Source organism: Streptomyces sp. NBC_00887, from assembly GCF_045207585.1.
The window spans coordinates 3,617,314-3,628,710 of the sequence record NZ_CP108788.1; the positions used below are offsets into that span (position 1 = coordinate 3,617,314).

Genomic DNA, 11,397 nt, shown 5'->3' on the forward strand with positions numbered 1-11,397 from the left:
GCTCCCCCTGTCCGGTCACGGGGTGTCCTCCCCGATCACGTTGACCTGGAGCGACACTCGGGTGGCACCCGAGGCCAGCGCCTTGCGCAGCAGGGAGTCCACGGCTGTGAGGACCTGGTCGGCGCCGCCCTCGGCCGTGTTGCCGAACGGGCCGACGTCCACCGAGTCCAGTTCGGCCGTCCGGATCACCTCGCGGGCCACCACCGCATGGGCGGGCGCCTCGTCGAGATCGAAGGGCTCGGTGGTGAATTCCACCCTCAAGCGCACAGTGCCTCCCTCATGTCCCCGCCGCGCTCGTCGGCTCGCACGGCTGGCTCCCGACCCTATGGCACGGCGGTCAGGAGCCCGACTGGATGTCCCCCCGGGTGGAGGAGGTGATCGGGTCGCCGTGCGCGAAGTCGCCGGGCGGGATCCCGGGGTGGTGCCCGTCCCTGACCAGCCCCGCGGCGGCAGCCGCGGGACCGAGCGCGAGCCGGGAGACGATCCGGTACCGGTCGCCCCGGTAGAGCGAGTGGACGTACTCCACGGGCCGGCCGCCGGTGTCCGAGGTCAGCCGCTCGAAGAGGAGCGCCGGGGACAGTTCCGGGACCTCCAGGAGCCGTGCCTCCGCCCGGGTGACGACGGTGGGCTCGATGGCCTGGACCGCCTCGTGGACGTGCACGTGGTGGGTGTCGCGCAGATGCTCGTACAGGTCGCCGTTCTCCAGTTCCTGGGCCGAGAGGCCGGGGACGAGCGCCGCCCTGATGTGCAGGTGCTCGATGGCCATCGGCGCCCCGTCGACCAGGCGCAGCCGGGCGACGTACACGATCTCCTCGGCGGGCGACATCCGCAGCTTACGGCCGACCCGGGCGCCGGCCTGGAGGGTGGTGAACTCCAGCAGACGGCTCGACCACGCTCCGGCCGCCTGCGGGACGCTCAGGGCGAGGTCGGCGGAGACGAGCTCCTGGGTGATCTTCTCGGGTGCGACGAACATGCCGCGGCCGTGTTCGCGGACCAGGAGCCCGGCGGCCACCAGCTCGTCGATCGCGGCGCGCACCGTGGGCCTGGACACGCCGAGCAGGGTGCAGAGGGCGCGCTCGGAGGGAATGGCGTCCCCCGGACTGCGCGACTCGATGAGCTCGAGGACGGCGTCGCGGGCCCGCTCCCGTTTGAGCACCGTCCCCGGTACGTCGTCTGCCATGCCCTCACCCTCCTGACGTCAGGTTTTCCTTACCAGTTGACCAACTGGTGGCCACTGGTCAGGGCAGTGTAGCCGCCTTTCGCGAGGAGGGTAGGGGTCTCCGGCACTCGGAGATCTTCAAGGGCCCTTTGTGCACAAGGGGTTGACGGCCCCATTGGTCTATGCCACCTTCATCCACCATCAAGAGGTGAGCTGTCCAGTGGGCTTCACTGGTCAGGTGGTCAGGTCTCGTTCTCGTTGAGGTGAACCGTGAAGTACCGCTTGCTCGCATGTGGTTCCGCGCTGGTGATGGCCGCCGCACTCAGTGCCTGTAGTTCCTCCTCGGACGACGCCGATGAGGCCGGGGGTGTGACGACGGTCGACGTCTGGCTGATGCGTGACAGCGTCTCGGCCGCGTTCCAGGAGGAGTTCGTCAAGGGCTTCGAGGCCCAGCACCCGGAGATCAAGGTCAAGGTCCAGATCCAGGAGTGGGACGGCATCGGGCAGAAGATCACCGCGGCACTGGCCAGCAACGACGCCCCGGACGTGATCGAGGCGGGCAACACCCAGGTGGCGCAGTTCGCCGAGAGCGGCGGGCTGCTGGACCTCAGCGACAAGAAGGCCGAGCTGAACGGCAAGGACTGGCTGAAGGGCCTGGCCGAGCCCGGCTCGTACAAGGGGAAGCAGTACGGCATCCCGTACTACGCGGCCAACCGGGTCGTCATCTACCGCACCGACCTGTTCGAGAAGGCCGGGGTCGACGCCGCTTCCATCACGACGCGCGAACAGTGGATCGCTGCCACGACCGAGCTCAACAAGGGCGGTACGCAGGGCATTTATCTGCCCGGCCAGCTCTGGTACGCGCTGGGCGGTTTCATCTGGGACGAGGGCGGCGACTTCGCCACGGAGTCCGGTGACAGCTGGAAGGGCGCGCTGGACTCGCCCGAGGCGCTGCGCGGCATGGAGTTCTACGCACAGCTCCAGGCACTCGGCAAAGGCCCCAAGGACTCCGACGAGGACGATCCGCCGCAGGCCGAGGTGATGGCTCAGGGGCAGGTGGCCCAGGTGATCTCCACCCCGGGCGGGGCGAACGTGGTCATGGAGAACAATCCTGAGCTCAAGGGCAAGCTCGGCTTCTTCCCGATCCCGGGCAAGACGGCCGGCACCCCGGGCGCGGTGTTCACCGGGGGATCCGATCTGGTCGTGCCCGCCGCGGCCGGCCATCCCGACGAGGCGCTGACGTTCATCAAGGAACTCACGGGCGACGCCTGGCAGAAGAAGCTCGCCGTGGCCATGAGCTACGTGCCCAACCGGACCACGCTGGCCTCGTCCGTGGCCGGTGACCCGGGCGCCTCCGCGATGGCGGTCGGCGCGGCGAACGGCCACGCGACGCCCAACACGCCCGGCTGGGCCGCGGTGGAGGCCGAGAACCCGATCAAGGACTACATGACCGCGGTCCTCACCGGCAAGAACGCCGCGGAGGAGGCCGCCAAGGCCTCGGCGGACATCACCAGGGCCATGAACGCCGGCTCCTGACCCTGCCCGCTTCCGCCCTGCCCTTCCTCTCATCGAAAGGAGGCCTGCCGTGCCGGTCGTCCGTGAACGGACCGCACCACGCGTCCATCATCCCGCGGGAGCACCGCCGGGGCGGCGGCCCCGCCCCTCGCGCAATCTCTGGCCGTACGCCCTGATCGCCCCCGCGATCGGCGGCATGCTCTACCTGCTCGTGTACCCGCTCGCGCGGGCCGTGCTGATCTCCCTGCAGGACTTCCGGCTCCGCCAGCTGATCAGTGGGGACGCGGAGTTCGTCGGGCTTCGGAACTACCGGACGCTGCTGTCCGACCCGCGGTTCTGGGAGGTGGTCGGCCGCACCTTCGTGTTCATGGCCGTCAACGTCGTACTGATCATGGTCATCTCCACCCTGGTCGCGCTGATGACGGAGCGGCTCGGCCGGGCGGGGCGCACGGCGGTGCTCTGTGCGCTGGTGCTCGCCTGGGCCATGCCGGTGGTCGCGGCCACCACGGTCTTCCAGTGGCTGTTCCACTCCGAATTCGGCATCGTCAACTGGTCGTTGACCTCGCTCGGCTTCGGTTCGTTCGACCGCTACCCGTGGTTCGCGGACGGTACGGCGGCCTTCGTGATCCTGGTCGTGCTCATCGTCTGGCAGTCCGTGCCGTTCGCGGCGATCACCCTCTACTCGGCACTCACCACCGTCCCGGCCGAGCTCTACGAGTCGGCCCGGCTGGACGGTGCGTCCGGCGTCCGGATCTTCCGCTCGGTCACCTTCCCGATGCTCCGGCCGATCTTCATGCTGGTCTTCTCCCTCGAGGTGATCTGGACGTTCAAGGCGTTCGTCCAGATCTGGGTGATGACCCGCGGCGGTCCCGGCGACTCCACCACGATCCTGCCCGTGTACGCGGTCCAGACGGCACTCTCCAGCCAGCGCTACGACCTGGGGTCCGCCGCTTCGATGGTCACCGTGGTCCTGATGTCCGGGGTGCTCGTCCTCTACTTCCGCCAGATGTTCCGCCAGGAGGACGAACTCCGATGACCCTGCTACGCCCCCGGATCCGGCGGATCCCGCTGAACGCCGCCGCTGTGGTGACCGTCGTCGTCTGTCTCTTCCCGGTGTACTGGATGATCTCGACGGCCTTCAAGCCGTCCCGGGACATCCAGTCGGCCGACCCGCAGCTCGTTCCGTACACCTGGACGCTGGACCACTTCCGGCGGGCCGTACAGGCCGACGGGTTCGAGCTGTTCTGGCGCAACAGCATCCTGGTCACGCTCGGCGCGGTGCTGCTGGCGCTGGTCGTGGCGCTGGGGTCGGCGTTCGCCGTGGCCAGGATGAGGTGGAAGGGCCGGCGGCAGTTCATGCTGCTGGTCTTCATCGCCCAGATGGCGCCCTGGGAGTCGCTGATCATCCCCATCTACATCATCTCCCGCGACACGGACATGCTCGACCGGCTCCCGACGCTGACCCTGGTCTACTTCATGATCACGCTGCCGTTCACGATCGTGGTGCTGCGGGGCTTCATCGCGACCATCCCGCCCGAGCTGGAGGAGGCGGCACAGGTCGACGGCTGCACCCGGACCGGTGCCTTCCGGCGGGTGGCCCTGCCCCTGCTCGCTCCCGGTCTGATGGCCACCTCGCTCTTCGGATTCATCACCGCCTGGAACGAGTTCGCGTACGCCAACTTCCTGATCATCAAGCAGCAGGACAACCGCACCCTGCCGGTCTGGCTGTCGTCCTTCCAGAACACCTTCGGCACGGACTGGGGCGCCACCATGGCCGCCTCCACGCTCTTCGCCCTGCCCGCGCTGGTCATCTTCCTGCTCCTCCAGCGCCACGTCACCTCCGGCTTCGCGGCCGGCGCCGTCAAGGGCTGAACCCCGCTCGCCGTACCCGCGAACCGCCCGAGATCCGATTCCGGAGGCCCCCCATGCCCGCATCACGCCCCGAGCTCTCCCTCGTACCCCGGCCCCGCAAGGTCTCGCCCCGCCCCGGCCGCTTCGTCCTCGACGCCGGCACCTGTGTCCGGGCCCTGCCGGGCACCGAAGCGGCGGCCGAGCTGCTGCGTACGCTGCTCGGCCCGGCCACCGGCCTGCCGCTGGCCCCGGCGGCCGACGGCCGGATCGTCCTGGCGCTCGACCCGCAGCTCGGCGGGCTCGGCGACGAGGGGTACGGCCTCACCGTCGGACCGCAGGCACTCCTGCTGCGCGCCGCCCGGACGACGGGTCTGCTCCGCGGCGTGCAGACGGTCCGTCAGCTACTGCCTTCCGAAGCCCTTTCGGGCGGTGCCCGGGCCGAGTCCTGGGAGCTGCCGTGCGTCGAGATCAGCGATGTGCCGCGCTACCCGTGGCGCGGCGCGATGCTCGATGTGGCCCGGCACTTCCAGCCCGTCTCGTATCTGCACCGGTACGTCGACCTCCTGGCCTTCCACAAGCTCAACACGCTCCATCTGCACCTCACGGACGACCAGGGCTGGCGGATGCCGGTGGACGCCTTCCCGCGGCTGACGTCGGTGGGGAGCCACCGGGCGCAGTCCCTGTCCGACGGCGTCCCGCACTCGGGGGCGTACACCAAGCAGGAACTGCGGGACCTGGTCGACCATGCCGCGGCCCGCGGGGTGACGGTCGTACCCGAGATAGAGATGCCCGGTCATGTGCGCGCGGCCCTCGCCGCCTACCCCGAGCTGGGCAACCACCCGGGCCGGAGTCTCGATGTCTGGACCGAATGGGGCGTCTGCGACACCGTGCTCGGCGTCCACGAGCAGGTCTTCGACTTCTGCCGGACCGTGCTGGAGGAGGTCATGGACGTCTTCCCGTCCCCGTACATCCACATCGGCGGCGAGGAGTGCCCGACCACCGAATGGGAGAACAGCCCCGCGGCCCGCGAGCGGGCGGCGGCCGAGGGTCTCCCCGGCCCCGGTGCGCTGCACGGCTGGTTCATGGGCAGGATCGGGTCGTTCCTCGTGGAGCGGGGGCGCAGGCCCACCGGCTGGGCCGAGACCGGCACCGAACTCCCCCTCGACTTCACGGTGATGACCTGGCGCGACCCGGACCACGCCCGCGCCGCCGCCCGCCGCGGCCACCGGGTGGTGAGCGCGCACCACCGTGCCACGTACCTCGACTACGCCCAGTCCACGGATCCGGGCGAGCCGCCCGCGCAGCCGGGGGCTCCCGTAGGTCTGCACACGGTGTACGGGAACGAGCCGGTGCCGGAGGACTGGGAGGCCGGCGAGGCCGAGCTGATCCTGGGCACGCAGGCGCAGTTGTGGACCGAGTACGTGCGGACGCCGGACCGGATCGAGTACCTCACCTACCCCCGGCTGTGCGCCCTGGCGGACCGCGCCTGGTCCGGCAGCGGCAGTGACTGGCCGGGGTTCGTCGAGCGCCTGCGCCACCACACCGCGCGGCTGGACGCCCTCGGTGTCCCTTACCACCCCCTGACCCCGCGGTCCCTCACGACCGCCTCCGCAGGTACAGCGCCATCCCCTCGGTAGCTCAATCCCCCACCACTGTTCCGGAGAGGAACATCCCCATGAGGAAGATCGACAGGAGCCGGATCCGTTCGGCCGCGGCTGCCGCCGTCACCGTGGCGCTGGGCTGCACCGCCCTCGCCGCCCTGCCCTCGACCGCCGGCGCCGCTGCCGCCGCCGACGGGCTCGTCGTCCAGTACCGCACGAGTGCGTCCGGGGCGACGGCCGACCAGAGCGAACCCTGGCTGAAGGTGCGCAACACCGGCAGTACGAGCGTGCCGCTCAGCAACGTCAAGGTGCGGTACTACTTCAAGTCCGACTCGGCCTCGACGGCCTACCGGTTCGCCTGCTCCTGGGCGGTGAAGGGCTGCGGGAACATCACCGGTACGTTCGGGACGCTCGCGAACCCGACGGCCGACGCCGACCGCTACCTGGAGATCGCGTTCACCTCGGGCGCGGGCTCGCTGGCACCCGGTGCGGACACCGGGGACATGCAGCTGCGCTTCCACCGGGCGGACTGGCAGTCGCTGCGGCAGAGCGACGACTACTCCTTCGGCGCCGGGCGGACCGCGTACGGCGACTGGCCCAGGATCACCGCCCAGCTGGGCGGGGTCACGGCCTGGGGCGAGGCTCCCGGCGGCAACGGCCCGACCGATCCGACGGATCCCCCGACCGATCCGCCGGCGAACGGGCCCAGGCTGTTCGACGACTTCAACTACAGCGGCCACACGGACCCGGGTATCGCGGCACACGGCTGGAGCGTCCGCTCCAACTCCGGCGGTCCGGGTGTGCCCGGTGCCGTGTGGGCTCCCGAGAACGTCACCTTCAGCAGTCAGAGCGGCAATTCGGTGATGAACCTGGAGACGTCGACGGCGGGTACCGGCGCCTCGACGGAGCACACGGAGATCCTCACGCAGGCCACGAAGTTCCGTAACGGCACCTATGCGGCCCGGGTGAAGTTCAGCGACGCCCCCCGGTCCGGGCCCGACGGCGACCACCTCGTCCAGACGTTCTTCACCATCAACGACCTCAAGGCGCCGATGGCGGACGACTACGCGGAGTACGACTTCGAGTACCTGCCCAACGGCGGCTGGGGCGAGCCGGCCAACATCCTCTACACGACGTCGTGGGAGACCTACCGCCCCGACCCGTGGGAGGCCGTCAACCAGCACAGCGAGGCACGGCAGAGCTATGCGGGCTGGCACGACCTGGTGGTGACCATCGACAACAGCGCCATCACGTACTACGTCGACGGGCAGCACTTCGGCACACACGGGGCGGCGTATCTGCCGGAGCGGCCGATGTCGATCAACTTCAACCAGTGGCTGATCGACCTGGCGGGCCAGAGCAGCACCACCCCCCGGTCCTACGACCAGCAGGTGGACTACGTCCTGCATGTGAAGGACCAGGTCCTGTCCCCGGCCCAGGTGTCCGCGCTGGTGGGCCAGTACCGGGCGGCGGGCACGACCTTCCAGGACACGGTGCCGGCCGGCTGACCCGGCGGGTGTGACCCGGCGGCGGGGTGGAGGCGGGTGGCCTCCACCCCGCTTCGGCGTGTCCGGAAGTCAGGACCCCTCTTGACAGCCCCACCCCCTTCCGGGCAATCTTCCGTTAAGCAGAAACTAACTTCCGCAATACGGAAGGAGCGCACTATGGGTTACTCGGACCAGCGCTTCGATGTGAACCTCTCGATCCTCTTCACCGAACTCCCGCTCCTGGAGCGCCCCGCGGCGGCCGCCGCCACGGGCTTCACCGCGGTCGAGCTCTGGTGGCCCTGGACGGAGACCCCCACCCCGGCGCAGGCCGAGCTCGACGCCCTGAAGGGGGCGCTCGACGAAGCGGGCACGCAGCTGGTGGGGCTGAACTTCTACGCGGGGCAGCTGCCCGGCCCCGACCGCGGCGCGCTGTCCGTGCCCGGCGCGGAGTCGGACCGCTTCCGCGCCAACATCGCGGTGGCGGCCGGATTCGCCGCCTCGGTCGGCTGCCGGGCGCTCAACGCGCTGTACGGCAACCGCGTCGACGGCGTGGACCCGGCCGCACAGGACGCACTGGCCCTGGAGAACCTGACCGCCGCCGCCCGCGCGGCCGACGGGATCGGCGCCACCCTCCTGATCGAGACCCTCAACAAGCCGGAGTCGCCGCTCTACCCGCTGGTGAGCGCACCGGCGGCGATCGAGGTCGTCGACCGGGTCAACGAGGCGACGGGGCTGGGGAACGCCGCTTTCCTGCTGGACCTCTACCACCTGTCGATGAACGGCGAGGACCTCGGCCAGGTGATCAAGGCGTACGCCGCCAAGACCGGTCACGTCCAGATCGCCGACAACCCGGGCCGCGGCGCGCCGGGCACCGGCTCGCTGCCGCTGGAGCAACTTCTCGACGAGCTGGCGCAGGCCGGCTACGAGGGCTGGGTCGGCCTGGAGTACAAGCCCGGCGACCGGCCGAGCGCGGAGTCCTTCGACTGGCTCCCGGCCGCGGTCCGGCCCGCCCGCCGAGGGGCTGCCGGGTGACCTCGGACCGGAAAGCGGACGCGGTCCGGTGCGTGCGATTCCAAGGCGGAGGAGGGAGGCGACGCGGAGCGTCGCCGACCGACGACAACGCGCGAAGCGTGCGTGCCAGGGCGTGGCCGCCCGGTCAGAGATCACCCGACAGCCCCCGAGGCCCCGGCCCTCTCGTACACACGCTTATCGGAAGGCACCCTCATGAGCAACAACCTCCCCAAGGTCGCGTGGATCGGGCTCGGCATCATGGGCTCACCCATGTCCGAGAACCTGATCGAGGCCGGGTACGACGTCACCGGGCACACCCTGGAGCAGGACAAGATCGACCGGCTGGTCGCGGCGGGCGGCAAGGGTGCCGCCTCGATCGCGGACGCGGTGCGCGACGCCGACGTCGTCATCACGATGGTGCCCGCGTCGCCGCAGGTCGAGGCCATCGCGTACGGCCCCGACGGCATCCTGGAGAACGTGCGGCCCGGCGCACTGTTGATCGACATGTCCTCGATCACGCCGCAGACCTCCGTGGACCTGGCGAAGAACGCGAAGGCCAAGGACATCCGCGTACTGGACGCCCCGGTCTCCGGCGGTGAGGCCGGAGCGATCGAGGCCGTGCTGTCCATCATGGTCGGCGGCGAGCAGAGCGACTTCGACGCCGCGCGGCCCCTCCTGGACGCCCTGGGCAGGACGATCGTGCTGTGCGGACCGCACGGCTCCGGCCAGACGGTGAAGGCCGCCAACCAGCTGATCGTCGCGGTCAACATCCAGGCGTGCGCCGAGGCCGTGGTCTTCCTGGAGAAGTCCGGCGTCGACCTGGCCGCGGCCCTCGACGTCCTGAACGGGGGGCTCGCCGGCTCGACGGTCCTGACCCGCAAGAAGGACAACTTCCTCAAGCGGGACTTCGCTCCGGGTTTCCGGATCGACCTGCACCACAAGGACATGGGCATCGTCACGGACGCCGCCCGCAACGTCGGTGCCGCCCTGCCCGTCGGCGCGGTCGTGGCCCAGCTGGTCGCCTCGCTGCGCGCACAGGGCGACGGCGGCCTGGACCACTCGGCGCTGCTGCGTGCCGTCGAGCGCCTCTCCGGCTCCCAGGTCTGACACCCCCGGCCCTGCCACAGGGCCCTCCGAAACTCCGGGTCGCGGTGGCGCCGACACCTGTCCTGTCGCGCCCAGGCGCCGCCGCGGCCCGGAACCATCTCCTCCAATTTCAACAAACTGTTGACGCTCCGTTCCCGGCGAATCTACGCTCCTGGGGCCGTCAGCAGCCCCAGTACGGAAGGTCTCCATGTCGAAGCGTGTGCTCACGACCGAGTCAGGCGCCCCGGTCGCCGACAACCAGAACTCCGCCACGGCCGGCGCCGGTGGGCCGATCCTCCTCCAGGACCAGCACCTGCTGGAGAAGCTCGCCCGCTTCAACCGCGAGCGCATCCCGGAGCGCGTCGTCCACGCCCGCGGCTCCGGCGCGTACGGCTACTTCGAGGTGACGGACGACGTCACCGGCTTCACCCGCGCCGACTTCCTCTCCGAGGTGGGCCGACGCACCGAGACGTTCATCCGGTTCTCGACGGTCGCCGACTCCCTCGGCGGCGCGGACGCCGTACGCGACCCGCGGGGTTTCGCCCTCAAGTTCTATACGGACGAGGGCAATTACGACCTCGTCGGCAACAACACCCCGGTGTTCTTCATCAAGGACCCGATCAAGTTCCCCGACTTCATCCACTCGCAGAAGCGCGACCCGTTCACGGGCCGCCAGGAGCCGGACAACGTCTGGGACTTCTGGGCGCACTCCCCCGAGGCGACGCACCAGATCACCTGGCTGATGGGTGACCGCGGCATCCCCGCCTCGTACCGCCACATGAACGGCTACGGCTCGCACACCTACCAGTGGACGAACGCGGCGGGCGAGGCCTTCTTCGTGAAGTACCACTTCAGGACGAATCAGGGTGTGCGCTCCCTCTCCGCCGACCAGGGCGCCGAGCTCGCCGGCAAGGACGCCGCCTCGCACCAGACCGATCTGCTCCAGGCCATCGAGCGCGGGGTCAACCCGTCGTGGACGCTGCACGTGCAGGTCATGCCGGCCGCGGAGGCCGCCGACTACCGCTTCAACCCGTTCGACGTCACCAAGGTCTGGCCGCACAGCGACTATCCGCTGCAGCGGGTGGGCCGCCTGGTCCTCGACCGCAACCCGGACAACGTGTTCGCCGAGGTCGAGCAGGCCGCGTTCTCCCCGAACAACTTCGTGCCGGGCATCGGCCCGTCGCCGGACAAGATGCTGCAGGGCCGGCTGTTCGCGTACGCCGACGCGCACCGTTACCGGCTGGGCATCAACCACACCCAGCTCCCGGTCAACGCGCCGAAGGCGGCCGTCGTCGACAACTACGGCCGCGACGGACTGCACGCGACGCGCTACGGCTCGCGCCGGGACAAGAACTACGAGCCCAACTCGTACTCCGGTCCCGCGGAGACCGGCGCGGCCCTGGCCGCCCCGCTCGCCGTCCACGGCTGGACGGGCACGCACGAGGCGCCGGCCCACACGAAGGACGACGACTTCTTCCAGGCGGGTGAGCTCTACCGGCTGATGTCGGCGGACGAGAAGGACCGTCTGATCGCCAACATCGCAGGCGGCCTCTCCCAGGTCACCCGTGACGACGTGATCGAGAAGAACCTGGCCCACTTCCATGCCGCGGATGCCGACTACGGCACCCGTGTGGAGGAGGCGGTCCGCGCGCTGCGCGAGGACTGAGCCCCCCCTCCCCCATGGGCC

The 11,397-nt window shown here is 70.1% G+C and carries 10 protein-coding genes; 8 read left to right on the forward strand and 2 right to left on the reverse strand.

Features of this window, described 5'->3' with window-relative positions; genetic code table 11:
• Window positions 1-15: 15 nt before the first annotated feature.
• The gene (locus tag OG844_RS16520; RefSeq protein WP_329206061.1) at window positions 16-267 is read right to left on the reverse strand and encodes a hypothetical protein; all 252 of its coding nucleotides are present in this window, start codon (window positions 265-267) and stop codon (window positions 16-18) included.
• A gap of 70 nt (window positions 268-337) precedes the next feature.
• Complete coding sequence (locus tag OG844_RS16525; RefSeq protein WP_406391034.1) at window positions 338-1,180, reverse strand: GntR family transcriptional regulator; 843 nt, start codon at window positions 1,178-1,180, stop codon at window positions 338-340.
• Window positions 1,181-1,429: 249 nt separating this feature from the next.
• On the opposite strand from OG844_RS16525, the gene OG844_RS16530 reads away from it, so the two are divergent.
• The 8 genes from OG844_RS16530 (at window position 1,430) to OG844_RS16565 (ending at window position 11,376) form a co-directional block, all read left to right on the forward strand.
• Window positions 1,430-2,695: an extracellular solute-binding protein gene (locus tag OG844_RS16530; RefSeq protein WP_406391036.1), complete on the forward strand. Its 1,266-nt coding sequence runs from the start codon at window positions 1,430-1,432 to the stop codon at window positions 2,693-2,695.
• A 49-nt stretch (window positions 2,696-2,744) separates the two neighbouring features.
• On the forward strand, window positions 2,745-3,710 hold the full coding sequence (locus tag OG844_RS16535; RefSeq protein ID WP_406391038.1) for a carbohydrate ABC transporter permease: 966 nt from the start codon (window positions 2,745-2,747) through the stop codon (window positions 3,708-3,710).
• Window positions 3,707-4,546 carry a carbohydrate ABC transporter permease gene (locus tag OG844_RS16540; RefSeq protein ID WP_329206068.1) on the forward strand — a complete coding sequence of 280 codons (840 nt, stop codon included), beginning with the start codon at window positions 3,707-3,709 and terminating at the stop codon, window positions 4,544-4,546. The genes OG844_RS16535 and OG844_RS16540 overlap by 4 nt, the downstream gene beginning before the upstream one ends.
• Window positions 4,547-4,599: 53 nt before the next feature.
• Window positions 4,600-6,162 carry a beta-N-acetylhexosaminidase gene (locus OG844_RS16545; protein WP_406391040.1) on the forward strand — a complete coding sequence of 521 codons (1,563 nt, stop codon included), beginning with the start codon at window positions 4,600-4,602 and terminating at the stop codon, window positions 6,160-6,162.
• Between the two features lie 38 nt (window positions 6,163-6,200).
• Entirely contained in the window at window positions 6,201-7,634 is a 1,434-nt protein-coding gene (locus OG844_RS16550) for a cellulose binding domain-containing protein (RefSeq protein ID WP_406391041.1), read from the forward strand.
• A 156-nt stretch (window positions 7,635-7,790) separates the two neighbouring features.
• The gene (locus OG844_RS16555; protein ID WP_406391043.1) at window positions 7,791-8,645 is read left to right on the forward strand and encodes a TIM barrel protein; all 855 of its coding nucleotides are present in this window, start codon (window positions 7,791-7,793) and stop codon (window positions 8,643-8,645) included.
• 192 nt (window positions 8,646-8,837) lie between these two features.
• Window positions 8,838-9,731 (forward strand): 2-hydroxy-3-oxopropionate reductase, encoded by an 894-nt coding sequence (locus OG844_RS16560; RefSeq protein WP_406391045.1) that lies wholly within the window; start codon window positions 8,838-8,840, stop codon window positions 9,729-9,731.
• Window positions 9,732-9,918: 187 nt separating this feature from the next.
• The gene (locus OG844_RS16565) at window positions 9,919-11,376 is read left to right on the forward strand and encodes a catalase (protein ID WP_406391047.1); all 1,458 of its coding nucleotides are present in this window, start codon (window positions 9,919-9,921) and stop codon (window positions 11,374-11,376) included.
• The last annotated feature ends 21 nt before the right edge of the window (window positions 11,377-11,397 follow it).

What these genes read in the sequence shown, in the direction of transcription:
- OG844_RS16555 (WP_406391043.1), top strand. Translation starts at nt 7,791, where the DNA reads ATGGGTTACTCGGACCAGCGCTTCGATGTGAACCTCTCGATCCTCTTC.
- OG844_RS16560 (WP_406391045.1), top strand. Translation starts at nt 8,838, where the DNA reads ATGAGCAACAACCTCCCCAAGGTCGCGTGGATCGGGCTCGGCATCATG.
- OG844_RS16565 (WP_406391047.1), top strand. Translation starts at nt 9,919, where the DNA reads ATGTCGAAGCGTGTGCTCACGACCGAGTCAGGCGCCCCGGTCGCCGAC.
- OG844_RS16545 (WP_406391040.1), top strand. Translation starts at nt 4,600, where the DNA reads ATGCCCGCATCACGCCCCGAGCTCTCCCTCGTACCCCGGCCCCGCAAG.
- OG844_RS16550 (WP_406391041.1), top strand. Translation starts at nt 6,201, where the DNA reads ATGAGGAAGATCGACAGGAGCCGGATCCGTTCGGCCGCGGCTGCCGCC.
- OG844_RS16540 (WP_329206068.1), top strand. Translation starts at nt 3,707, where the DNA reads ATGACCCTGCTACGCCCCCGGATCCGGCGGATCCCGCTGAACGCCGCC.
- OG844_RS16525 (WP_406391034.1), bottom strand. Translation starts at nt 1,180, where the DNA reads ATGGCAGACGACGTACCGGGGACGGTGCTCAAACGGGAGCGGGCCCGC.